The organism is Labrenzia sp. OB1 (assembly GCF_001624695.1).
Classification (GTDB): Bacteria; Pseudomonadota; Alphaproteobacteria; order Rhizobiales; family Stappiaceae; genus Roseibium.
Map to the genome: position 1 here is coordinate 502,138 of NZ_JSEP01000001.1, position 24,118 is coordinate 526,255.

The 24,118-nt window shown below is 60.1% G+C and carries 25 protein-coding genes and 1 other RNA gene; 7 read left to right on the top strand and 19 right to left on the bottom strand.

The window, feature by feature from the left end; translation table 11 throughout:
• Positions 1 to 27 precede the first annotated feature (27 nt).
• The 8 genes from pal to OA90_RS02235 form a co-directional block, all read right to left on the bottom strand.
• Entirely contained in the window at positions 28 to 513 is a 486-nt protein-coding gene (pal, locus tag OA90_RS02200; RefSeq protein WP_068406403.1) for a peptidoglycan-associated lipoprotein Pal, read from the bottom strand.
• 205 nt (positions 514 to 718) lie between these two features.
• Positions 719 to 2,002, bottom strand: coding sequence for a Tol-Pal system beta propeller repeat protein TolB (tolB, locus tag OA90_RS02205; RefSeq protein WP_199823571.1), 1,284 nt, complete (start codon positions 2,000 to 2,002; stop codon positions 719 to 721).
• 111 nt (positions 2,003 to 2,113) lie between these two features.
• A complete protein-coding gene (locus tag OA90_RS02210) occupies positions 2,114 to 3,070 on the bottom strand; it encodes a TonB C-terminal domain-containing protein (RefSeq protein ID WP_068406406.1) in 957 nt (318 codons plus the stop codon).
• Between the two features lie 6 nt (positions 3,071 to 3,076).
• Complete coding sequence (gene tolR, locus OA90_RS02215) at positions 3,077 to 3,526, bottom strand: protein TolR (protein WP_068406409.1); 450 nt, start codon at positions 3,524 to 3,526, stop codon at positions 3,077 to 3,079.
• Positions 3,527 to 3,529: 3 nt separating this feature from the next.
• Positions 3,530 to 4,237 (bottom strand): protein TolQ, encoded by a 708-nt coding sequence (gene tolQ, locus OA90_RS02220; protein ID WP_068406412.1) that lies wholly within the window; start codon positions 4,235 to 4,237, stop codon positions 3,530 to 3,532.
• 265 nt (positions 4,238 to 4,502) lie between these two features.
• Positions 4,503 to 4,970, bottom strand: coding sequence for a tol-pal system-associated acyl-CoA thioesterase (gene ybgC, locus OA90_RS02225; protein ID WP_068406414.1), 468 nt, complete (start codon positions 4,968 to 4,970; stop codon positions 4,503 to 4,505).
• Positions 4,971 to 5,054: 84 nt separating this feature from the next.
• Entirely contained in the window at positions 5,055 to 5,447 is a 393-nt protein-coding gene (locus tag OA90_RS02230) for a GFA family protein (protein WP_068406421.1), read from the bottom strand.
• Between the two features lie 65 nt (positions 5,448 to 5,512).
• Positions 5,513 to 7,624 (bottom strand): methyl-accepting chemotaxis protein, encoded by a 2,112-nt coding sequence (locus OA90_RS02235; RefSeq protein WP_068406423.1) that lies wholly within the window; start codon positions 7,622 to 7,624, stop codon positions 5,513 to 5,515.
• A 574-nt stretch (positions 7,625 to 8,198) separates the two neighbouring features.
• Here OA90_RS02235 and OA90_RS02240 point away from each other — a divergent pair.
• On the top strand, positions 8,199 to 9,893 hold the full coding sequence (locus tag OA90_RS02240) for a cache domain-containing protein (RefSeq protein ID WP_068406427.1): 1,695 nt from the start codon (positions 8,199 to 8,201) through the stop codon (positions 9,891 to 9,893).
• A gap of 199 nt (positions 9,894 to 10,092) precedes the next feature.
• On the opposite strand, the gene ruvB is transcribed toward OA90_RS02240, so the two are convergent.
• Genes ruvB through ruvC form a run of 4 tightly spaced genes read right to left on the bottom strand, consistent with a single transcriptional unit; the run spans position 10,093 to position 12,511 of the window.
• Positions 10,093 to 11,133, bottom strand: coding sequence for a Holliday junction branch migration DNA helicase RuvB (gene ruvB / locus OA90_RS02245; protein WP_068406429.1), 1,041 nt, complete (start codon positions 11,131 to 11,133; stop codon positions 10,093 to 10,095).
• Positions 11,123 to 11,368: an endonuclease gene (locus OA90_RS02250; protein ID WP_068406435.1), complete on the bottom strand. Its 246-nt coding sequence runs from the start codon at positions 11,366 to 11,368 to the stop codon at positions 11,123 to 11,125. Before OA90_RS02250 ends, ruvB begins: the two co-directional genes overlap by 11 nt.
• Complete coding sequence (gene ruvA / locus OA90_RS02255; RefSeq protein WP_068406436.1) at positions 11,365 to 11,982, bottom strand: Holliday junction branch migration protein RuvA; 618 nt, start codon at positions 11,980 to 11,982, stop codon at positions 11,365 to 11,367. The genes OA90_RS02250 and ruvA overlap by 4 nt, the downstream gene beginning before the upstream one ends.
• Positions 11,983 to 11,995: 13 nt before the next feature.
• A complete protein-coding gene (gene ruvC, locus OA90_RS02260) occupies positions 11,996 to 12,511 on the bottom strand; it encodes a crossover junction endodeoxyribonuclease RuvC (RefSeq protein WP_082836789.1) in 516 nt (171 codons plus the stop codon).
• A 191-nt stretch (positions 12,512 to 12,702) separates the two neighbouring features.
• Between ruvC and OA90_RS02270 the strand changes: the two genes are divergently transcribed.
• Positions 12,703 to 13,464 carry a sulfite exporter TauE/SafE family protein gene (locus OA90_RS02270; protein ID WP_068406440.1) on the top strand — a complete coding sequence of 254 codons (762 nt, stop codon included), beginning with the start codon at positions 12,703 to 12,705 and terminating at the stop codon, positions 13,462 to 13,464.
• Here the strand turns inward: OA90_RS02270 and OA90_RS02275 are convergent.
• From OA90_RS02275 to OA90_RS02305, 7 genes are all read right to left on the bottom strand, one after another.
• Positions 13,453 to 13,749 carry a MazG-like family protein gene (locus OA90_RS02275; RefSeq protein ID WP_068406443.1) on the bottom strand — a complete coding sequence of 99 codons (297 nt, stop codon included), beginning with the start codon at positions 13,747 to 13,749 and terminating at the stop codon, positions 13,453 to 13,455. The genes OA90_RS02270 and OA90_RS02275 overlap by 12 nt on opposite strands.
• 103 nt (positions 13,750 to 13,852) lie before the next feature.
• On the bottom strand, positions 13,853 to 14,599 hold the full coding sequence (locus OA90_RS02280; RefSeq protein ID WP_068406445.1) for a YebC/PmpR family DNA-binding transcriptional regulator: 747 nt from the start codon (positions 14,597 to 14,599) through the stop codon (positions 13,853 to 13,855).
• Positions 14,600 to 14,701: 102 nt separating this feature from the next.
• A complete protein-coding gene (locus OA90_RS02285; RefSeq protein WP_068406451.1) occupies positions 14,702 to 15,532 on the bottom strand; it encodes a TIGR00282 family metallophosphoesterase in 831 nt (276 codons plus the stop codon).
• A gap of 41 nt (positions 15,533 to 15,573) precedes the next feature.
• On the bottom strand, positions 15,574 to 16,152 hold the full coding sequence (locus OA90_RS02290; protein ID WP_068406453.1) for a 5-formyltetrahydrofolate cyclo-ligase: 579 nt from the start codon (positions 16,150 to 16,152) through the stop codon (positions 15,574 to 15,576).
• A gap of 41 nt (positions 16,153 to 16,193) precedes the next feature.
• Positions 16,194 to 16,348: non-coding RNA, 6S RNA (gene ssrS, locus OA90_RS02295), on the bottom strand.
• 96 nt (positions 16,349 to 16,444) lie between these two features.
• Entirely contained in the window at positions 16,445 to 16,825 is a 381-nt protein-coding gene (locus tag OA90_RS02300) for a cell division protein ZapA (RefSeq protein ID WP_068406455.1), read from the bottom strand.
• A 6-nt stretch (positions 16,826 to 16,831) separates the two neighbouring features.
• Positions 16,832 to 17,128: a DUF4164 domain-containing protein gene (locus OA90_RS02305; RefSeq protein WP_082836790.1), complete on the bottom strand. Its 297-nt coding sequence runs from the start codon at positions 17,126 to 17,128 to the stop codon at positions 16,832 to 16,834.
• 453 nt (positions 17,129 to 17,581) lie between these two features.
• Here OA90_RS02305 and tkt point away from each other — a divergent pair, with 453 nt between their 5' ends.
• The 5 genes from tkt to fba all read left to right on the top strand — a co-directional run bounded on the left by tkt (position 17,582) and on the right by fba (position 24,100).
• Positions 17,582 to 19,570, top strand: a complete 1,989-nt coding sequence (tkt, locus tag OA90_RS02315; protein WP_068406461.1) for a transketolase — start codon at positions 17,582 to 17,584, stop codon at positions 19,568 to 19,570.
• A gap of 162 nt (positions 19,571 to 19,732) precedes the next feature.
• Complete coding sequence (gene gap, locus OA90_RS02320; protein ID WP_068406465.1) at positions 19,733 to 20,743, top strand: type I glyceraldehyde-3-phosphate dehydrogenase; 1,011 nt, start codon at positions 19,733 to 19,735, stop codon at positions 20,741 to 20,743.
• A gap of 97 nt (positions 20,744 to 20,840) precedes the next feature.
• A complete protein-coding gene (locus OA90_RS02325) occupies positions 20,841 to 21,464 on the top strand; it encodes a LysE family transporter (protein ID WP_068406658.1) in 624 nt (207 codons plus the stop codon).
• A 14-nt stretch (positions 21,465 to 21,478) separates the two neighbouring features.
• Positions 21,479 to 22,672 (top strand): phosphoglycerate kinase, encoded by a 1,194-nt coding sequence (locus tag OA90_RS02330; RefSeq protein WP_068406466.1) that lies wholly within the window; start codon positions 21,479 to 21,481, stop codon positions 22,670 to 22,672.
• Between the two features lie 360 nt (positions 22,673 to 23,032).
• Complete coding sequence (gene fba / locus OA90_RS02335) at positions 23,033 to 24,100, top strand: class II fructose-bisphosphate aldolase (RefSeq protein WP_068406470.1); 1,068 nt, start codon at positions 23,033 to 23,035, stop codon at positions 24,098 to 24,100.
• Positions 24,101 to 24,118: the final 18 nt, after the last annotated feature.

The following is a 24,118-nucleotide window of genomic DNA, read 5'->3' on the forward strand; positions in this document are numbered from 1 at the left end:
GGCCTTCGGTTCAGATCGGCGATCCGATCAGTTGGTGGCGTTGTTGAGAACCGTCACCGCACGCCGGTTCTGGGACCAGCAGCTGTTGTCGTTACACACGGCCACCGGACGTTCCTTGCCGTAGGAAATCGTCTTGATACGCGATGCATTCACACCCTGGGAGACGAGATAGTCCCGCGCGGCCTGCGCGCGTCGCGCGCCAAGTGCAATGTTGTACTGGCGCGTGCCGCGCTCGTCGGCATGGCCTTCCACGGTAATCGTGTACTGCGAATAGCGGCTCAGCCATTTTGCCTGATTGGCAAGCGTCGCCTGGGCCTGCGAATTTATCACCGACTGGTCTTCTTCGAAGAACACACGGTCGCCGACATTCACCACAAAGTCCTGGCCTGTGCCCGGCTTCACATTACCTGCAAGCCCGTCCGGTTTGGTCTGGGCACATGCCGCCACAAACAGAACAGCGAAACAGATGGCCATCCATCGCGCGCCCTGAACGGCGTTTTCTCGTTTGAACATTCCTGTCTCCTAATCCCCAGCCCCGCCAACCTGACCTCATGGATCGTCTGGTCTTTGGTAAACGCTTTCTAGCCAAACCTGGTTAAAACCGTCTTTGCAAACATGGTTAACAACTTCCTAACACGGCCTGTCTGTCAAGCCTGTATCGAAAGTCCCGCGCGGTCTGCCTTTCCATGACATCAGGCAAGGCAGGCCGCATGATGTCTCAGTCGATCAGCGGCGACCAGGACGGATCCGACGCGAAGGCCGGGGTTTCAACCCGCTGTTCATTGTATCCGGTCAGGTCGACCGTCCAGACCTGCGGCCCACCGTTGGCGCCAGGCGTATCGCGGAAGAACACCAGCACCCGCCCGTTGGGAGACCAGGCCGGCCCCTCGTTATGATATCCCTCGGTCAGGATGCGCTCGCCCTTGCCGTCCGGCCGCATGACACCGATCATGAACCGCCCCTGATGCTGTTTGGTGAAGGCAATCAGGTCGCCGCGCGGTGACCAGACCGGCGTCGAATACCGGCCGGGGCCGAACGAAATTCGCTTTGCCTCACCTCCGCCCGCGTTCATGACATAGAGCTGCTGCGAGCCGCCCCGGTCGGATTCGAAGACGATCTGCCGTGCGTCCGGTGAAAAGGAGGGGCTCGTGTCGATGGCGGCCGAATTGGTCAGCCGCGTGGTCTGGCGGGACCTGAGATCCATCTTGAAGATATTCGCGTTGCCACCCTGTTGAAGGCTCATGACGACGCTTTGCCCGTCCGGTGAGAACCGGGGTGCGAAGGTCATGCCGGGAAAGTTACCGACGATTTCGCGCTGTCCGGTCTCGATGTTGAGAAGATAGACGCTCGGATCCGCACCGCCATAGGACATGTAGGTGACTTCCTGGCTCGTCGGCGAGAACCGGGGAGTAAGCACCAGATCCTCGCCACGCGTCAGATAACGGACATTGGCGCCGTCCTGATCCATGATCGCCAGACGCTTGACCCTTTTGTCCTTGGGGCCGGTTTCGTCGACGAAAACGATGCGCGTATCGAAATAGCCTTTTTCGCCGGTCAGCCGCTCGTAGATCGCGTCCGAGATGATATGCGCCAGGCGGCGCCAGTTTTCCGGCGTCGTGTAGAACTGCTGTCCAAGCATCTGCTCCTGCGCGAACACGTCCCAGAGGCGGAATTCGGCACGCAGCCGCCCGTCCGCCTGCTTGATGACGGTCCCCGTGACCAGCGCCTGCGCCGAAATCTGCCGCCAGTCGCCGAAGCGCGGTGTGGAATTCACGCTCATGTTCTTCTGGATGAAACTGGCCGGATCCAGAGGATTGAACAGCCCGGAGCGTTTCAGATCGGCTGAGATCACCGACGTCATGTCGGCAGCCAGCTTGCTGTCGCCTCCGTCGGCGGAAAATGACGGCAGGGCAATCGGCAGCGGCTCGATGTTTCCCTGGGTTATATCGATTTCAACAAGCGCCGATGCCGGTCGTGGTGCGATGACGGTCGCCAAAACCATCAGGACGGCAAGTCCGACGGATCTCCGGTCAGCGAGAACAGAAAGTTTTTTCAGTATTCCACGCATGAGCACAACAGCTCCCTTATCGACAATCAGTTCGGCCAAGCCGGACTATCCCCCAAGCATCTCTCTCGGGTCAAAGTTTATGATGACTTCCTGCCATGCGTCGTATTTCGCAACCGGCAGGGAATATGGCTGGCAGCGCATGACGGCGCGTACGGCACTGCTCGCGGCCGCCCCGAAGGCCGGATTTCCGCTTGAATTGAGCACCTCGGGACTGCCTGAAACGTCTCCGGCGCGCGAAAGGTTGAAGCGGACCCTGACCTTGAGATCTTCCGCACCGACCGCACCGACCGGCGGGCTCCAGCATTGCGCCACCTGGCCTCTGAGCGCGTCGAGTTCCGACTGGCTCATGCGCACATCCTGCTGGCCCCTGTTGGATCCGAGCGAGGCCGGCTGCTGCGACGACGCTCCGGACTGTTTCGCCGGTTCGACCTTGTTCAGAAGAGCCGCGATCTGTGTGCTGTCGAAGTTTTCGTCCGGTGGTTCGGGCGTTCTTCTCGGCGCAGCAGGTTTCGACCGCGGAGCCACGCTCGTGACGATCGGTTGCGGGGCCGGCGCGGCTTCCTGCTGCGGTTCCGGTTCCGGCGCGGGTTCAGCCGCGGGCACCGGTTCGGCCGTCTCGGCGGGCTCAGGCTCCGGAGCGGGTGCCGGTTCAGGCTCAGGTTCTGGTTCCGCAACCTGCTCGGGAGCAGGCGTCGGCTCGGGTGCGGGCGTGGGAGCCGGGGTCGGCGGCGTCGGCTGCTGAACGTTGCTCTCGCCCGGCGTCTCGTCGGGTTCGGTCGGCTTTTCCGAAGGTGTCTTGCTGGGTTCCACCGCTGCGACTTCCCGGATCTCGGCGGTTTTCTCACCGATCCTCAGCCGCGTGAATTCTTCAATCGGCACCAGATCGACCGGGAGGGAATCCACTGCGGGCACAGAATAACTCTCCGCGTCCGGAAAGGCCGCAATGCCCCAGAGCAGGATGGCCGTATGACCGGCCAAAGACGCGATGAGACCTGCGCGCATGACGCGTTACGAGTCCCGTTCTTCCAGAGTGACAAGACCGAGGCGTTTGAACCCGGCCGCGTTGATCCGTCCCATAAGCTTCATCACCGTGCCGTAGTCGGCATCCTGATCGCCGCGCACGTAGATCCGTTCCTCGTAGCCGTTGGATGCGATGGCCTCGAGCTTCGGCACCACTTCGTCCAGTCCGATCGGTGTATCCTGAATGAAGATCTCTCCGGCGGCGTTCACCGAGATCGTTATCGGCTCCGTATCCCCTTCAAGCGCCTTGGCGCGGGTTTCCGGAAGGTCGATCGGCACACCTACGGTCAGCAGCGGTGCGGCCACCATGAAGATGATCAGCAGAACCAGCATGACGTCCACGAAGGGCGTCACGTTGATTTCGCTCATCGGCGCATTCCGCCGCCGGCGCCGTCCGCGCCGTCCGCCCGACTGGCCTGAACTGACCTGCATGGCCATGGTTCAGCCCCTCTCGTCGATCTGGCGGGACAGGATCGCTGAAAACTCGTCGGCGAACCCTTCCATGCGGGAGACCGCCTTGCCGACATCGTGGGAGTACTTGTTGTAGGCGATAACGGCCGGGATCGCCGCCAGCAGACCGAGCGCGGTCGCAAACAGCGCTTCCGCGATCCCCGGTGCGACAACTGCAAGGTTTGTGCTCTCGGAAGCCGCGATCGCCTGAAACGCCGTCATGATGCCCCAGACCGTGCCGAACAGACCGATGAAGGGTGCCGCCGCACCGACGGTCGCCAGTATGAGCAGCCGGCTTTCAAGCCGTTCGGCTTCGCGCTGGATGGTGACATCCATCACCCTGTCGATACGTTGCTGCAAGCTGGCGATTGCAGGGCGCGCGCCTTCATGGCTTCGCTTCCACTCGCGCATGGCCGCAACGAACAGGGCCGCCATGGAATGGTTGACCCGATTGTGAAGCGTACCATAAAGCTCCTCGAGCGACTGGCCGGACCAGAACACCGTCTCGAATCGGCTCATCTGCCGCCGGGTGCGGCCGATGAGCATGAATTTATCGACGATGATGGCCCAGCACCACACCGATGCCAGGAGGAGGCCGAGCATGACGATCTTGACGACGATATGCGCCTGCCAGAACAGCGAGAAAAACGAAATACCGCTGTCGGGAGCTGTCAATGTCGATTGGACAAGTGTTTCCATAATCTCAATGACCTCTTGGCGGTACGAAACCGTTGTGCATTCAAATCTCCGGCAGTTGCAGAATTGGACCGGAAATACGGACCGGCTCCTGTTGTTCTGCCGCCTCTCTGACGTTTGATTTTGTCAAAACTGGGACTTAACCAATCAAAGCAAGTCCATCTCTAAAGGAATCAATTAAGGTTACTGCGAGCTTAACGCATAAACCTCATTTGATTCATTTTCGCGGCAACACGCAGCCGTGATGAGGACAACCTGCCCAAGGTGTTCATCCGACAGACGTTTCACCCGGCGCGTGAAGACGAAGTTTTTCTGCAAGAATCGGTGGCATTCGGGTCGCACGCCCCTGAGCGGTGATCACCGCGACGGTGACTGCGGCCGAAACCAGCAAGTCTTCGCCCCGGAAGACGACCTGATCAAGCTTCACCCGGGCGCCCCTGACATCCGAAACGCTGCTGCGAACCAGAAGAACATCGTCGATACGGGCGGGCTTTTGAAAATCGAGCGTCATGGACCGTACGGCGAAGGCAAGCGGAACGCCATGGTTTCCTCCCGCCAGTTCCGAATGATGAATACCGATCATGCGAAGAAAATCGGTGCGCGCGCGTTCGAAAAACTGCACGTAAGCCCCGTGATAGACAATGCCGGTGAAATCCGTGTCTTCATAATAGACGCGAATGGGCAGCACGTGGCCGCCCTCTTCCAGGCGTCCGGCAAGATCCGGCCAATCAGTCACCGCAGCGTCCTTTTCTTTGCATTTATGAAGGCTGGAGCTTATCGCCTGCCACCGCCCGCGCCTAGCGTGTACGGCGCAAGTGACCTATTCCACGAAGCGGCTCGTGGCATCACGGTCGCGATCGTATCGTTTCATGAGCGGAAACGGTGGCAACCAGCTTTCGCGGCGGATCGTCCAGCTTTCGTAGGTTGGCATCAGTTGGTCCGTGGCATCCAGGGACCCCAGGTTCACTTCGATTTCGTCTCCCGTGCGCGCATAGACGGAAGAGCCGCATCGGGGACAGAAAAACCGCCCGGCATAGTCGCGGGTTTCACCTTCTATTGTCACCGCTTCCTGAGGGAATATCGCGGAAGCATGGAAAAGAGCCCCATGGTGCTTGCGGCACTCGAGACAATGACACAGACCGACCCGGTATGGACGTCCCGACGCCACAAGACGGACGTTGCCGCACACGCAGCCACCCGTGAACCGGTCCATGCCGTTCCTCCGTTAAACCAGAGCTCAAGCAGCCTCAACCGGGACAACCGGGCGAGGCTTCACACTCAGGCTGCGGCAACCTCGGCAAGGAAAGTCTCGACGGAGGCACGAAGCTGTTCCGCCTGCTGTTTCATCTCGATGGTTGCCGTCAGCACATCGCCGACCGCCTCGGAGTTTTCTGCAACGCCCTCGTTCAGCAACGCGACCGTTGTCGCAACGCTGCGCGTCCCCTCGGCCGCTTCCGAAACATTGCGGGAGATTTCACCCGTTGCGGCACCCTGCTGCTGAACGGCTTCGGAAATCGTCACCGTATAGGAATTGACCTCTTCAACGGACCCCGAGACGCGAGCGATTTCTTCCACCGCTTCGGTCGTGGAGGCCTGAATGGCAGAGACCTGAGTCGAAATCTCTTCCGTCGCCTTCGCGGTCTGGCCGGCAAGGGACTTCACTTCCGAGGCAACAACGGCAAATCCACGGCCCGCTTCACCTGCGCGAGCAGCTTCGATGGTCGCGTTCAAAGCCAGGAGGTTGGTCTGTTCGGCGATTTCAGAGATTAGCGACACGACGTGGCCGATCTTCTTGGCCGCTTCCGCAAGCCCGGAGATCTTGGCGTTGGAACTCTGCGCCGCCGTAGTCGTCTGTCCCACGATGGACGCGGTCGTCTCGACCTGGCGGGAGATTTCCGCGATGGAGGCGTTGAGTTCTTCTGTGGCGGAAGCAACCGCCTGGACATTGGAGGAGGCGTTCTGGGACGTGGACACCGCAGTCTGCCCGTGATCGGTCGCCGAAGCCGATCTCTGGCTGAGGGCAGCGGAAACATCCTCGACACGGGCGATGTTGCTTTCCACCAGTTCAAGCACCGACTGGGATTCAGCCCGGAACGACGCGATCAGTGAATCGATCCTCTTTTCCCGGGTCTCGCGGGCGATATGGCCGACCTTGCGCTCTTCCGCCAGCCGCTCTCGCTCGACGGAGTTCTCCTTGAAGACTTCAATGCAGCGCGCCATGCGGCCGATCTCGTCCTGACGCTCGGTCGCTTCCACCATGACCTCCAGATCGCCGTCGGCAATCGCGCGCGCGGCAACCGACAGGCGTTCCATCGGAGAGAACATGCGCCTGGTGATCCACCAGATGAGACCGACGATTGGGACGAGGCACAGGAAACCGGAGAGAACCGCGCCGTAGGTGATGCGGTTCGCGGCGGCCGAGAGTTCGGTCTGCCGGACGGCTTCGACAACACCATAGGCTTTGTTTTCAAACGTGCTTTCCGTGTCGGCAAACCGGTAGTCCTCGCCGCCCAGCCGGATCAAATGGTCTCCCGCGCTGATATCCGCCAGTGAATAGGTTGCGCTTGCGCGTCCTGCGGCATCAAGCTGGACCAGCTTGCCCGTCGAATCGACCAGGAAAACCTGCTCGCTCTCGCCTAGGCCCGCCGGCTCGTTCAGAAGTTTAGCCAGGTGGCTCATGTCCGCCGAGAACGCGAGCGCTCCGAAAAAGCGGTCGAGATAGAATATGGGAGCCGCAAGAACCAGTGAAACAGCCCCGTCCTCTGCGGTGACGAAACCGGAGGAAAAGATCTGTCCTGCGGCCAGCGTCTCGTTTTTTGCAGCAGCATACAGAGCGCCGAATGCGTTTTGGACCGGGTGGCCCTCAATCTCGGGTGCATCCACATGATGGGCGAATTCGTGACCTTTACCGTAGGTATAGGTTATGAACCCTTCCGGGTTCGCCAGGGCGGCATCTGAAAACAGACCCTGACCGATCACGTCCTGATAGACTGGATGCACGGCCTTGTGGTTGTTCACGTAATAATTCGTTTCAGCCGGTTCACTGAGCAAATGGCGCTCGTGCGGCGCATGCGGATTGTCGGTGACAAAGATCCGTCGAAGGGTTTCTGTCTGTCCCTCCTTCAGGTTCTTCCAGCCGACCATCGACTTCATCAGACTGTCCTTGGCTTCATCGAGAGAGACGAAGAACCGGGCGCTGTAGATCACCTGGTTCAGAGCCAGTTCGAGCACCTTCTGTTTCGCCCTTGTCGCACTGGTCAGGCCGTTATCGGCCTGACCGTTGGCGACATCGCGCGAAACCTTGGATGTGACAGCCACGATTGCCACGCACATAACCAGTGCGCCGGCAAAAAACATGAGAGCCAGTTTAGATGACAGCCGCTTGCGCATAAAATCCCCCCAAAAAGATCGCGGGACGATACGGACACATTGACAAACAAATACTTAATATAGGGCCTTGAACCTGACAAAAATTACAAGCTTCCACCAAGGCGCTCTTTGTTCTTCCAGGTTGTTCCAGAAGATCGAACAGGCATACCAATTTCAACAAACAAGACCCTCTTTGATGAGGCTGGTATCAATCACATCAGGAAATCAGTTTCCGGCGTTTCCAAATGCGGACTTCGCCCTTGCCTGTATAGGTAGTACCGCCAATATGAAATTGCCGGTCATGGAGTAGTAAAGGCTCGTGAACTCGAGGCACCAAAGATATTGTGCAAGTGCGAAAAGAACGTGTGCAATTTCTCTCTGACCGACTAAATGAAATACGAAAACCTGCAGAGAATTATTTTTCAGAACTTGACAAAATTATACAGAAAATTCCTTCGGAGATTTACTTTCAACAAACGGAGAGAAAGCAAAAACAAGTAGATTTCCAAACGCCCCCCAAATATCTTCTCATTCAAACTAAATTAACAATATCAATCAATTATACAAGAAATTCATCCTGATTAGGACCTCGAAAATGCTTCTCGATAAATTTCGTATTGGCTTCAAGATCTGGATTCCGGTCATCAGCCTTGCCGTATTCACACTTGCGATCATTACTTACGATCTCTGGTCGCTACGGACGATCCTTTACGGCGAACGCACTGCAAAAACTCAGACGGTCGTTGAGATCACAAACTCCGTACTGAAGTACTTCCATGAGTTGGAGACGTCAGGGGAACTGAGCAGGGAAGAAGCCCAGGAGTGGGCGCGCAACGTTGTGCGTGCGATACAATTCGACGGGAACAACTACGCCTTCATTCAGAACTATGAAGGAACACGCATCGTCAGCGCCAACAAGGCCAGCGAAGGAAAGAGCGCCTGGAATTCGCAGGACAAGACCGGCAAGTACCACGTACGCGAAATGATCGACGCCGCCCGCAACGGCGGCGGCGTCGTGACGTACATGTGGAACCGCAAGGGCGAGGACGCGCTGATCCCCAAGTCCACCTGGTCGGAAGCCTTCGAGCCCTGGGGTTGGGTGACGGCCACTGGCGTTTATGTTGACGATGTGTCTGCCGCCTTCTGGTCCAAGGTCAGCACGATGATAGGCGTCCTGGCCATAGGTGGCCTGATCGCCACCGTGATCGCCATCGCCGCGATCCGTAACATCGTTGTTCCGCTGAAGGGCCTGACCCTGAGCATGAAGGTATTGGCGGACGGCGACACCAACGTCGAGATTACAGGAATGCGTCGCGGGGATGAGATCGGTGAAATGGCGGAAGCCATGGAAACCTTCGTTGCCAACGAAAACACGCGCCGGGAGCTCGAGCGCACCCAGAACGAACGCCAGCAAATGGACTTGCGGCGCTCGAGCAACATCCAGGGACTTTCCTCGGAGTTCGACGTCCAGATCACCGGCCTTTTGAACACGATCACCAATTCGGTGGAAAGTCTGCAACATGCCTCCACAAACCTGAACTCTGGCGCCCAGCAGACCACGAACCAGAGCGAGGCGGTTGCTTCCGCAGCTGCAACCGCGTCTGCCAATACGGAAACGGTTGCCGCAGCCGCGGAAGAACTTGCCACTTCGGTTGCCGAAATCAGCCGACAGGTGTCCTCCTCCAGCGAGATCGCATCCCAGGCGGCGCAGCAGGCATCCTCGACGAACGAACGCATCCAGGGGCTTTCCGAAGCGGCCGCGAAAATCGGCGAAGTCGTCACGCTCATCCAGGCCATTGCCGAGCAGACCAACCTGCTGGCGCTGAATGCGACCATCGAGGCTGCCCGTGCCGGAGAGGCGGGCAAGGGCTTTGCGGTGGTCGCGGCCGAAGTGAAGGAATTGGCGACCCAGACCTCCAAGGCCACCGAGGAAATTTCCTCGCAGATTTCCAGCATTCAGGGTGAAACCAGTCACGCGGTCGAAGCCATCGGCACCATCACAAGCACCATTAGCAAGATCAACGAGATCACGACCAACATCTCGGCTGCGGTCGAACAGCAGGGCGTTGCCACCAACGAGATTGCTTCCAACATCCAGCAGGCTGCAGCCGGTACGCAAGAGGTAACCGACAACATCGGAGGCGTTTCCTCCGCCGCCGGCATTACCAACGAGGCGGCGGACATGGTCTACTCTGCAGCCCAAAGCCTGGACAAGGAAGCCCATGAGTTGAGCGCAAGTGTCGGGACTTTCCTCAAGGGCATCAAGGAAAACTCCGCAGAGGCTGCCTGACCGCCCTCTGAAGTATCACACCCCAATGAGGCCGCCTTTTCGGGCGGCCTCGTTTTTTGGGCAGGCTGCCTTTTGCTATCCCTGTAATCCCAAGACAAAAGTCTAGATCTTTGAACGAGGACGCGCGGTTTCAAGCATCTGCGGGTCCTGATGGCTGTACGTGCGTTTCAGGCACCTCAAAAAACAACAGATTCGCGTCTTACTCCGGATCCAGAAACAGGCCCATCTGCGGCGTGTCGGCCCTGGACGGCACCGCAAAGCCCATGTGATCGAAGGCCATCGGCGTCAGGATCCGGCCGCGTGGTGTCCGCTGCAGGAAGCCGTTCTGGATCAGATACGGCTCAACGATCTCCTCGATCGCGTCCCTGGGTTCTGAGAGAGCGGCGGCGATAGTCTCGATGCCCACGGGTCCGCCACCGAAATTGACCGCGATCTGGGTAAGATAACGCCGGTCCAGACTGTCCAGCCCCGCGCCATCCACCTCGAGCTGCAGCAGCGCCTTGTCCGCCAGAGCCCTGTCCACTCGCTCGATACCGGCGACAATCGCGAAATCGCGGACCCGCCGCAGCAGGCGCCCGGCGATGCGCGGTGTTCCGCGCGAGCGTTTCGCGATTTCATGTGCCCCGTCCTCGGCGATGCCCAGGCCCAGGATCGACGCCCCGCGCTTGACGATGTGTTCCAGCTCCGGAACCGTATAGAACTGCAGGCGGACGGGTATCCCGAACCTGTCCCTGAGCGGGGTCGTCAGAAGTCCGAGCCGGGTGGTCGCAGCGACAAGCGTGAATTTCGCCAGATCGATCTTCACGGATCGGGCCGCGGGCCCTTCCCCGATGATCAGATCGAGCTGATAGTCCTCCATGGCCGGGTAGAGCACTTCCTCGACCGCCGGACTGAGCCGATGAATCTCGTCTATGAACAGGACATCGCGCTCTTCGAGGTTGGTTAGAAGCGCCGCCAGATCGCCGGCCTTGGCGATCACAGGACCCGAGGTTGCCCGAAAGTTCACGCCGAGTTCGCGCGCCATGATCTGAGCCAGCGTCGTCTTTCCCAGTCCCGGCGGACCGACGAACAATACATGATCGAGCGCTTCACCGCGTGCTTTCGCCGCGCCGATGAAGACCTTCAGATTCGCACGCGCCTGTGCCTGGCCAACAAAATCATCCAGCACCTGCGGGCGCATTGTGCCGTCGATCTCGTCGCCCCGGATCTCGGGTGTTACGATGCGAGTGTCATCCGACATTGCTTACGACCGTAAACAGCAGCACCAGAAGCAGCGCGCAATAAGCAACCCTGATCGCGTGATACTTTCTGAACTGGCGCCGCACGAAGGGGTCATCCGTCTCCAGCCGCCGGCCTTTCATGGCAAACGACCTGTCACCGACCGCCTGGGAGAAACGGTGATCGAGAAACATGATCCCGCCGATACCCAGAACGACGAACCCAACGGCAAGGACGGCATAAAAAGCGACAATCATCCGGCAAGTTCCTTCAGGCCCAGACGGATCAACTGCTCCGTGGTGACGTTCTCTCCGGCCGACTGCATCGCCTTGGCCACGGCCGCGCTTGCCTGCGGTTGGCCGTATCCAAGGTTCGTCAGCGCGGAAACGGCTTCGGCGACAGGCCGCGCGGCGACATTATCGGCAACCGACTGCGACACGGAGATCGTCGCCTCGTCGACGCTGGCAAGACCCGGCGCCTTGTCCTTCAGTTCCGCGAGAATACGCTCGGCCACCCGTTTTCCGACACCCGGCGCCCGCGAAATCGTTGCCTTGTCGCCGAGTGCGATGGCGTTGGCCACTTCCCCCGCCTTGAGGATACCCAGAACACCGAGCGCCACCTTGGCGCCGACGCCCTGAACCGTCATCAGCATGCGGAACCATTCCCGCTCCGCCTCGACGCCAAATCCGTAAAGCCGGATCATGTCTTCGCGAACGATCGTTTCGATGAATAGAACCGCGGCCTCACCCGCTCTTGGCAGGCCCTGCAGGATGCGCGACGGACAATGAACCTGATAGCCGACCCCGTGCACATCCAGAATGACATGATCTTCGCCGTAGCTGTCGATCGTTCCCTTGAGTTTCCCGATCATCTGAGTTTCCCGGTCATGCCGCCCCCATCGCCGCGACCCGCGCGGCCGTGCTTGCCCGATGCTGCGCGTGACAGATTGCAATCGCAAGCGCATCGGCCGCATCGTCGGAATTGAATGTAGCCCGCGGCATGAGAACTTTCACCATCGCCCGGATCTGACCCTTTTCCGCATGGCCGGTCCCGACCACGGTCTTCTTCACCAGATTGGGCGCGTATTCGGCGACCGGCAGGCCGGCAAGCGAAGGCACCAGCAAGGCGATGCCGCGCGCCTGCCCCAGTTTCAGCGTCGCGCCCGCGTCCTTGTTGACGAAGGTAAGCTCGACCGCGGCCTCAGCCGGTTCGTGCTGCCTCACAACGTCGCTCAGCCCTTCGTGAAGCTCCACGAGGCGCTCCGCCAGGCTCTTCTTGTTGTCCGAGGTGACGGTACCGGAGCCGATGAAGGACAGCCGGTTGCCGGCCGCCTCAATGATGCCCCAGCCGGTGCGTCGCAGCCCCGGGTCGATGCCCAGCAAACGAATCGTGTGTGTCATGGAACAAATCGGTAACAAAACTTCTGCGTTGACGCCAGACAAAGCGCAGCTTACGACCGGAATGCTTGTCAAGTTTGAACCGGAATCCGCTCCTTTTGACGGGGAGACGACGGTTTCTCCATCGGTTCTCTTCATTTCCACATGGCGCTCTGCCGCCTGCCGTGCCCCCGATGCGCGCACCGAGAGTTTCCATGTTTGATATTTTCAGCTCATTTTCACCCGGCTTGCTGATGTTTCTCGCCGCCGTCCTTTTCGTCGCCGGATGCGTGCGTGGCTTTGCAGGGTTCGGTGCCGGGATGATCTTCATGCCCATAGCCGCCAGCGTCATGCTACCATCCACCGCAGCCGCCTCGTTCCTGTTCATCGACGGGATCGTGGCCCTGCCGCTGGTCGTTCGCGCGCTGAGACTGTGCGACTGGTCGACCGTCCTTCCCGCAGTGATCGGCGCGGTGGTGTTCGTCCACTTCGGCGCATGGCTCCTCGCCAACACCGACGTTCTCGTGCTGCGCTGGACAATCTTCGCCATCGTCACCGGCCTGCTTCTGCTGCTGATCTCCGGATGGCGCTACCACCGCAAGGCCACCTGGCCGGTATCTCTCGGCGTCGGCGCGGTCAGCGGCGTTCTCGGCGGTGTTTCACAGCTGTCCGGACCACCCGTAGTCGCCTTCTGGCTCTCCAGCGCCCGGGAACCGGCGATCGTGCGCGCCAACCTGATCGTCTTCCTCGCGCTTGCCAGCGTCGGCACCTTTTTCGCCTATATCGTGAACGGCTTCTTCACCCTGCAGGTCTTCCACCTGCTGATCATGGCGACCCCGGTTTATGCGCTGGCGATCTATGCCGGCTCGAAAGGCTTCAGCAAGGCAAGTCCGAAGCACTACCGGAAGCTGGCTTATGTGCTGATCGCACTGGCGGCGCTCACCAGCATGCCCGCCCTGGACCCGCTATTCCGCTAGCTTCTCCTGCCATTTGGCGCATTTCTGCTCCATCAGGCGCTCCAGTTCGGCGTCGAACTCCGCACGGCTGGAAGACGCCTGCGCCAGAATGCTGAGGGAAACGATTGCCGCATCCACCGCTTCCTCGCGCACGTCTTCAAGCGAGTGGTTCTTGTATCCGCTGCCCGGCGCGCCGGTCGCCGAAAGAACCGCCTGCGCCAGCTCCCCGGCTTCTTCTGCCAGTTTCAACGCACGCTCCTGCAGGGTTTTCGGATCTTTACGGGTGAGTTCGAAGATATTGAACATCGCAGCGTCTCCGGTTTTTGCGGCAAGGTTGTTGCCCCCACCCCTTACAAACAAAAACCCCGGCCGGGCCGGGGTTTCCAAATCCAGATAAACTCAAAACCGCTCAGGAAGCCAATGCCGCCATGGTGTCCTCGTCAACATCGAAATTCGAATAGACGTTCTGGACGTCATCGTCATCTTCCAGCATGTCGATAAGTTTCAAAAGGGTCTGGGCCTTGTCCGTATCGACCGGTGTCAGGTTCTGCGGTTTCCAGATGATCTTGGTGGACTCCGCCTCACCCAGCGCTGCTTCCAGCGCCGCGGCAACATCGTTTAGATCCTCGAAGGCCGCGTAGATCGTGTGACCGTTTTCGTCGGACTGGACGTCTTCCGCCCCGGCCTCGATCGCAGCTTCCAGCACCGCGTCGGCTTCACCGGCCTCCGGCTTGTAGACAATTTCTCCGACCCGGTCGAACATGAAGGAGACTGAACCGGTTTCGCCCAGCGAACCGCCGCATTTGGTAAAATAGGAGCGAACATTCGAGGCGGTGCGGTTGCGATTGTCGGTCAGGGCCTCGACAACGACGGCAACTCCCGCCGGGCCGTAACCCTCGTAGCGGATTTCCTCGTAGTTGTCGGCGTCACCCGTCTGTGACTTGTTGATCGCGCGCTGGATATTGTCCTTGGGCATGGACTGCCCCTTGGCGTTCTGCACGGCGAGGCGCAGGCGCGGATTTGCATCCGGGTCAGGGTCGCCCATCTTGGCGGCAACAGTGATTTCCTTGGAGAGTTTGGAGAACATCTTCGACCGGGCCGCATCCTGGCGTCCCTTGCGGTGCATGATATTCTTGAATTTTGAATGGCCTGCCATGGCTCTTTCCGGTTCTCTGCGGATGATTTCGATGAAAAACTGCGCCGCTTATAGGCAACTTGACGGGGAAAATCCAGATCGGAGAATTGCGCGCCCGCGCTTTCAGCCGCCTGACGGCCAGAATTCCGGGAGCACCGGCTGCAGCCGTCCGCCGATCCTGACAGGAGCGATTCTCTCGGCCAGCCCGGTCCGGTCGTCGGTTTCAATGGCCACGCCGCTTATGGTCGGCTCGCCGGTTGCCGGCGTAAAGCGGCCACCCGGAATCTTGCGCTGGAACCGGTTGACCGGTTCTTCCTTATCCATGCCCAGAACGCTGTCATAGGCACCACACATGCCGGCATCGGTCATATAGGCCGTCCCGTTCTCCAGGATCTGGTGATCGGCGGTCGGCACGTGGGTATGCGTTCCGACAACGAGGCTCACCCGGCCATCGAGAAAATGAGCCATGGCCTGTTTTTCGCTGGTCGCCTCCGCGTGCATGTCGATGATGACGGCGTCGGCCACCTGCCCGAGCGGACAACTGTCGACCACCTTGTCGATGACGGCGAACGGATCGTCCAGGGCATCCATGTAGACCCGGCCCATCACATTCGCGACCATGACCTGCGCACCGTTGCGTGCGGTGAACAGATGCGCGCCCCGGCCCGGCGTGCCGGCCGGGTAGTTGACCGGCCGCAGCAGACGGTCCTGCCGCTCGATATAGACAAGCGTGTCGCGCTGGTCCCAGACATGATTGCCCGTCGTGACCACGTCGGCCCCGGCATCCAGAACGTCCTGAAGAATAGCTTCGGTGATGCCGAACCCGGAGGCGGAATTCTCTCCGTTGACAATCACGAAATCGAGCTGGTTGGCCTCCACCAGACTCGGCAATTTCTCAATAACGGCGGTTCGGCCGACGCGGCCGACGAGATCGCCCAGAAACAGAATACGCATCAAATCCTCATTGAACGATCCGCCGCGGCCCTTCCGGCCGGTCAGCCGAACGCCCTGTAGCCCTGTTCGGTCAAAATTCCATTCAACGGCTTGTCATGCTCTTCCGCGGGCACGCGGTCAACCTCCTGCGCGGCGAAGGCAAGGCCGATACACAAAAGAAGCCCCGTCTTTTCCAGCGCCGCGATGGCCGTATCGTAATGCCCCTTGCCGTAGCCGATCCGGTTGCCGACCGCGTCAAAACCGGCAAGCGGCATCAGCAGCACCTGAGGCCGCACGGCCACGGCATCTGGCCCCGGCCCCATCGTGCCGAAACCGGCATCCACAAGGTCCGCGCCGCGTTCCAGCGTTCTGAAGACAAGATGCGGTTCGGCAACGACCGGCAGGCACAGCGGATGCCCTTTTTGGCGCAGGCGGTCCATAAGTGGCCTTGGATCCACTTCATCGCGAATAGGCCAGAAGCCTGCCACCACGGCGGCATCCGGCAACGGCAGTTCGTCGGTATGATCCACCAGAGACAGGCTCTTCTCTATGCGGATTATGCCGCCCAGCGCAGCGCGGCGCGCGAGAGCTTCCTTGCGAAGGGCATCTTTTTCAGCGGCGAGCGAAGACAAAACTCTCATGGGCTCTCATTCTTGGCCCTTCTACCTGAGGAAAGGCAGAGTGTGCGGCCGTCCGACCGTTGGAAGTGCGATCCCGGGAAACCTACAACGTAGGTGGGCGCCGTGTGCAACAGACCACGGCCCGAAGCAGGGACAGCTCCCTTGGGAATGCTTAAGGCCCCGGGGATATTTTTCCTGACGTATCGGCCAGCCGCGACTAACGCATATAGACCCGCGCCGCCGCAATTACCAGAGCGGCGTGATGTTCATGGCGAACAGAGTCTTGCTTGATGCGCAGTCGGCCGGTTTAAAATCAGGAAGCGTCACCCGACCGCAGGCTTTTGGTCAGGCTGTCGGCAAGGCTTTCAATCCGCGCGGCGGCCGTGTTGACCGATCTGGCGAGTTCCTGCTCGTTCTGGCTCATGTTGTCCAGAGCGTCCACCTGCTGCCGCCTGGCTTCGCTGAGGTCTTCTTCAAGACCGGCGATTTTCTTTTCAAGCTCGGACAACTGGTCGGTTGCCATGATCCCGGCCATGACCGTGAGCCGTTGATCGCCGATTTCGCCGAAAGCGCCCCGCAACTCGGTAATCCAACCGTCGAACCGCTTGGCCAGCCCCATCAGACGGTCTTCCTCACCGTCGTCACAAGCCATGCGAAAGGCCTTGCCGTTGATCGTGACGGTGATCTGCGCCATCAGTGCCTAACCCCCATGCGCATCGAGCACGCTGCGTATGGTTTCCATGGCCGAGACGAGCCGCCGGGAGACATCCTTGTTGGCCTCCTCGAGCCGGGATGCCCGCGCCTGGCTTTCATCCAGAGAGGTCGCGAGTTGCGAGCGATCCTCTCCGAGCCGTTGCAGATCGTCCTGCAGGGCATTCAAAGACCTGTCCGCGTCCATACGCCTCTGAACCGCCGTTTCCAGATGGCTTACGGCCTTTTCGAGGCGCTTTGCCGCGTCGGCAAGGCTGGTCTTTTCCATGCAGTCGACTTCCGACATGTATTACGTCGTCCCAATACTTTTCGCGGCTGCCCGCCCGTTCCTTCCAAACCGTCATAGTTGAGATTTGGCACATTCGCCCGGTCAGTTGCCAGCCGATTTGAATATGCCCGCTCGGGCGCTTCCAAACGTTGGGTCGACTGCGAAAAAGCAAATCTTTAACAGGGTAGCGAGCTTAGGCATCGCATCTTCTTTCAGTCAATGCCACCATCGGCAGAATCCTCAACTCAATGTCGCTCCGGATGGGAAATTTCTTTCCGCCAGAGGTGATCGCGGCATTAAAGCTGCTTTGTTGACTCGCCGCAGGTTCCTGATATTTGTCTGGCGCCTGATCGAAGTTGACGAAAGTCGAATTCTCAGCAACGCACCTCATTCACGCCGCGGCGGGCAGTTGCGCCTGACCTGGTGGTCCGCTCTGGAAGCTGGGGCTCCAAAGCAAGCAACGGGAAGACGATGACCGATCTTGATAAACATCAGCGCATGGCGAATGCGATCCGCTTTCTTGCCATCGATGCCGTGGAAAAGGCGAAATCCGGCCACCCTGGACTGCCCATGGGGGCCGCCGACATTGCCACGGTCTTGTTCACCCAGTTTCTGAAGTTCGATCCGACATCCCCCAACTGGGCCGACCGCGACCGTTTCGTCCTGTCAGCCGGCCACGGGTCGATGCTGCTCTACAGCCTGCTCTATCTGCTCGGCTATGAGGACTTCACGCTGGACGAGCTGAAGAATTTCCGTCAGATCGGTTCCCGGACCGCCGGACACCCTGAATACGGACATGGCGCAGGAATCGAAACGACAACCGGCCCGCTGGGTCAGGGTCTCGGCAATGCCGTCGGCATGGCCATCGCCGAACGCCTGCAAGTCGAGCGTTTCGGCAAGGACCTTGTCGATCACTATACCTATGTGCTTGCGGGCGACGGCTGCCTCATGGAAGGCATCAGCCAGGAAGCCCTGTCACTCGCCGGCCATCTGAAGCTCAACAAGCTCATCGTCATCTGGGACGACAACGGCATTTCCATCGACGGCAAGGTGGAAATCACCGACAGCACCGACCAGCAGGCGCGCTTCGCTGCCTCCGGCTGGAACACGCTGAGTGTCGACGGTCACGATCCTGAAGCCATCGCTGCCGCGATCCGTCAGGCCCAGGCCAGCGACAGACCGACATTGATCGCCGCCAAGACCACCATCGGATTTGGCGCGCCGAACAAGGCAGGCACCGCGAAAGTCCATGGCTCGCCGCTCGGCGCCGAGGAAATCGAGGGAACCCGGACAGCTCTGAACTGGCCGCATCAGGCTTTCGAGGTTCCAAGCGACATTCTCGACGCCTGGCGCATCGCCGGTCTCAGGTCCGCCCAGGCGCACAAGGACTGGCAGAAGCGCTTTGCCGATGCCGACGCCGAGAGCCGGGCGGAATTCGAGCGTCGCAACCGCGGAGATCTTCCCGCCACCTTCACCAAGGCTGTGCTGGACTACAAGAAGAAGCTCGCTGACGAACAGCCAACCATGGCGACGCGCAAGGCCTCCGAAGCCGTTCTGACCGTCATCAACGAAGTCGTGCCGGAAACCATTGGCGGGTCCGCGGATCTGACCGGCTCCAACAATACCAAGACCCCGCAAACCGAACCGGTCACGCCGACCGATTTTTCCGGCCGCTACATCCACTACGGCGTTCGCGAGCACGGCATGGCGGCGGCCATGAACGGAATGGCGTTGCACGGCGGGCTGATCCCCTATTCCGGCGGCTTCCTGATCTTCTCCGATTACTGCCGCCCGTCGATCCGCCTCGCGGCGCTGATGGGCCAGCGCGTCATTCACGTCATGACGCACGATTCCATCGGCCTTGGCGAGGACGGACCGACCCACCAGCCGGTGGAACACTTCGCCGCCTTGCGGGCGATCCCGAACCTGACATTCTTCCGTCCGGCGGACATCACCGAGACACTCGAATGCTGGCAGTTATCACTTGAGAACAAGGCGGGGCCGTCGGTTCTGGCCCTCACCCGCCAGAACCTGCCTTCGCTGCGCAAATCCTTCGAGGAAGACAACTTTTGCGCCAGGGGCGCTTACGTTCTGATCGACAGCGAGGACGATGCCGCGGTAACGATCTTCGCCTCCGGTTCCGAAGTCGAAATCGCCGCGGAGGCGCACGGCGAACTGAGCAGGGCGGGCATTGCCGCCCGTGTCGTCTCCGTTCCATCCTTCGAGCTTTTCGAAGCGCAGTCCGACGATTACAAGGCCGATGTCATCGGCACCAGCCCGGTGAAGATCGCCGTCGAGGCGGGCATCCGCATGGGCTGGGACCGCTTCATCGGCAATGACGGCGCCTTTGTCGGCATGAAGGGCTTTGGGGCGAGCGGCCCCTACAAGGAACTCTACGAGCATTTCGGCATCACCAAAGACGCCGTTGTCGCCGTAGCAAAAGAAAGACTTGGTGCTTAACCAGGGTCAATTACCGGCAGCATGAATTCCTCCTATGCTGCCGGGACCGGAGCACGCACGTGCTCATTGTCGTGGCCACACGTCTTGTCGTGACCACAGTCTGTGGGTTTCCTTTTTGGCGTCTTGGCCTGGACTGAGCGCCGAAGTTTGCGGGAGTGGAATATGGTTACCAAGGTAGCAATCAACGGTTTTGGACGCATCGGCCGGAATGTATTGCGCGGCATTATCGAATCCGGCCGTACCGATATCGAGGTCGTTGCCATCAACGATCTCGGCCCGGTCGAAACCAACGCGCATCTGCTGCGCTACGATTCAGTACACGGCCGTTTTCCGGCTGAAGTCGCGGTGAACGGCGACACCATCTCCATAAACGGTGGCAAGCCGATCAAGGTCACGGCGATCCGCGATCCGAAGGATCTGCCCCTGGGCGAGCTCGACGTCGACGTCGCGCTGGAGTGCACCGGCATCTTCACCGCCAAGGAAAAGGCGTCCCTGCTTCTGGAAGCCGGCGCCAAGCGCGTTCTGGTATCCGCCCCGGCGGCCGGCGCCGACAAGACCATCGTCTACGGTGTCAACCACGATGCATTGACGGCGGACGACCTGGTGGTTTCCAACGCGTCGTGCACCACCAACTGCCTGGCGCCCGTTGCCTATGTTCTCGATGAGACCGTCGGCATCGAAAAAGGCTTCATGACCACGATCCATTCCTATACCGGTGACCAGCCGACCCTGGACACCATGCACAAGGATCTCTACCGCGGCCGCGCTGCTGCCGTATCCATGATCCCGACCTCGACCGGCGCCGCCAAGGCCGTCGGCCTGGTCCTGCCGGAGCTGAACGGCAAACTGGACGGTGTCGCCATCCGCGTTCCGACGCCGAACGTTTCGGTCGTCGACCTCAACTTCATCGCGAAGCGCGAAACCTCCGTCGACGAGATCAATGCCGCCATCCGGGAGGCTGCCAACGGCAAGCTGAAGGGCATTCTGGGTTACACGGACGACAAGCTGGTCTCTGTGGACTTCAACCACGACAGCCACTCCTCGATTTTCCATTGCGACCAGACCAAGGTCATGGACGGCACCTTCGTGCGCATCCTGTCCTGGTATGACAACGAATGGGGCTTCTCCAACCGCATGGCCGACACCGCCGTTGCGCTGGCAAAGCTGATCTGAACCGGCCGGCGGGATGACAAAACATCCCACCTGAAATTCCAGGCGGATGCGGCATGACTGCGTCCGCCTTTCTTTTCTCCATTTTCAGGAGCCGGGTTTGCTCGAACTTCTCGCAGTCATTTCGCTGACCGTTGTCGTCGCGGTCGTGCCGGGACCGGATTTTGCCGTGGTGCTGCGCAACGCCCTGATCGGTGGACGTCTCGCCGGCATCATGACCGCGCTCGGCATTGCCCTGGCGCTCGGCGTTCATGTTACCTACGCGCTCGCCGGCATCGGTCTGATCGTCTCCCAGTCGATCTTCCTGTTCAACGCGCTGAAACTGATCGGCGCGGCCTATCTGATCTTTCTGGGCGTGACCATGTACCGGAGCGCCTCGAGGGAGATGCCCGCCGAGGGCACACTTGCCGGCATGGCGCCGCTGAAGGCGCTGCGCTGGGGGTTTCTCACCAATGTGACCAACCCCAAGGCCACCCTCTTCGCGCTGAGCGTATTCCTGCAGGTCACAGACCCCGGCACCCCGCTCTGGACGCAGATCGGCTATGGCGTGATCATGGCCGGCGGCGTGTTTCTCTGGTTCGTGCTGGTCACGCTGTTCTTCACATTGCCCGCCATCCGGCAAAGGTTCATGCGCGCCAAACTTCGGATTGAGCGCTCCTTCGGTGTCCTGCTAACCTTGTTCGGCATCGGCATCGCTGTCACAACCAATTCGTCCCGTTCCTGACAACAGGTGTTTCCATGGCTTTCAAAACTCTCGATGACGTCACCGACATCACCGGCAAACGCGTTCTGGTGCGTGTTGACCTGAATGTTCCGATGGACGGCGGCAAAGTGACAGACACGACACGCATCGAGCGTGTTCTGCCGACGATCCGCGAGCTGTCCGGCAAGGGAGCAAAAGTCATCCTGCTCGCCCATTTCGGCCGCCCGAAGGGCGAACGCGTTGCCGACATGTCCCTTGCTCCGGTCGCGCCCGGCGTGTCCGCTCTTCTCGGCAAACCCGTTGCCTTAGCGGAAGACTGCATCGGCGAGCCCGCCACCCGGGCCATCGCGGCCATGGGTAACAGCGATGTGCTGCTGCTGGAAAACACCCGCTTCCACAAGGGCGAGGAAAAGAACGATCCGGACTTCGCCAGAGCGCTGGCGGAAAACGGCGATATCTACGTCAACGACGCCTTTTCCGCCGCTCACCGGGCACATGGTTCCACCGAAGGTATCGCGAAGCTCCTGCCGGCCTATGCGGGCCGTACCATGCAGGCCGAACTGGAAGCCCTCGGCTCCGCGCTCGGCGCGCCGGTCCGTCCGGTTCTTGCGGTTGTCGGCGGTGCGAAAGTGTCCTCGAAAATCGATCTCCTGGAAAACCTCGTTACGCGCGTCGACATGCTGGTCATCGGCGGCGGCATGGCCAACACCTTCCTGGCTGCCAGGGGCATTGATGTCGGCAAGTCGCTGTGCGAGCACGATCTCGCCGACACGGCCAGGAAAATCATGACGGCCGCCGAGGCCGCCGGATGTGAAATCATCCTGCCGGTTGACGCGGTCATCGCGAAGGAGTTCAAGGCCGGTGCCGCGAACGAGACCGTCGCGCTCGACGCCATTCCGGCCGATGGCATGATCCTGGATGTGGGCGCGGCCTCCATCGCAACCATCGCAACGAAGATCGACGTAGCAAAGACGCTGGTCTGGAACGGCCCGCTCGGCGCCTTCGAAATCGAACCCTTCGACAAGGCGACCGTTGCGGCGGCACAGCATGCCGCTGCCAACACGAAGGCCGGCAAGCTGAATTCCGTTGCCGGCGGCGGCGATACCGTTGCCGCGCTGAACCACGCCGGTGCGGCGGACGATTTCTCCTATGTCTCCACCGCCGGCGGAGCGTTCCTTGAATGGCTGGAAGGCAAGGACCTTCCGGGTGTCACGGCGCTGGACAGCTGAATGCGCATCCGGGGCGGGTACACCTCCGCCCCGGCTTCTCTGAGCCTGCCAGGCACGCGGCGAAACCAGGTCTTCGCAGGTCGCATCACGATGCCGGAGCATGTCCTCGCGGCGTTGATCGCCTCCAGGGTCCCGGATGATGCTTTTTTCGGCGGGATTTAATTCGCGAACAGAATTAATTAATTTGATCCGCTTTCGAAGCATGTCTTTGATTTTAATTGATTTAAGCCCGTGCTTCCCTCTTTCAACGACGGAAAATCTTGCTAGAACCAGCAATCATTGACGCACCGCAACACCGATTACACGCGTTCGGGTTATAGTTATGGTGACCTGGCCGTACCGGACCCTGGGAGATAATTGATGGCACGTATTACCCTTCGTCAGCTTCTTGATCACGCTGCTGAGCACGACTACGGGGTTCCGGCATTCAACATCAACAACATGGAACAGGCTCTTGCGATCATGGCCGCGGCCGATCAGACAGATGCTCCGGTCATCATCCAGGCCTCCCGGGGTGCCCGGTCCTACGCCAATGACGTAATGCTCAAACACATGATGGATGCGGTCGTCGAGATCTATCCGCACATCCCGGTGTGTGTGCACCTGGACCACGGCAATGCACCGCAGACCTGCATGACCGCCATTCAGGCCGGTTTTACCTCGGTGATGATGGACGGCTCGCTTGAAGCCGACGGCAAGACCCCCGCGAATTGGGACTACAATGTCGGCGTCACCAAAACCGTCACCGGCATGGCGCACCTCGGCGGCATCTCGGTGGAGGGAGAACTCGGCGTGCTCGGCTCGCTTGAAACCGGCATGGGCGACAAGGAAGACGGCCACGGGGCGGAAGGCAAGCTCAGCCAGGACCAGTTGCTGACCGATCCCGAAGAGGCGGTCAAATTCGTCAAGGAAACCAAAGTCGATGCCCTGGCCATCGCCATGGGAACCAGCCACGGCGCGTACAAGTTCACCCGCAAGCCGGACGGCAAGGTGCTTGCCATGCATGTGATCGAGGAAATTCACCGGCGCCTGCCCGACACCCATCTGGTGATGCACGGCTCGTCTTCTGTGCCCCAGGACCTTCAGGACATCATCAACCGCTATGGCGGGGAAATGCCGCAGACGTGGGGCGTTCCGGTCGAGGAAATTCAGCGCGGTATCAAGAACGGCGTGCGCAAGGTGAACATCGACACCGACAACCGCATGGCCATGACAGGCCAGATCCGCAAGATCCTGACCGAGAACCCGGCCGAATTCGATCCGCGCAAGTATCTGAAACCTGCTCGCGATGCGATGCAGAAGCTCTGTGTCGAGCGTCTGGAGGCCTTCAACACCGCCGGTCAGGCTTCCAGGATCACGAAGATCATCACGCTGGCCGACATGGCCGCACGTTATCAGAATGGCAGCCTGGATCCGAAAATCGGCTAGAAAACGGGCCAACCGGCC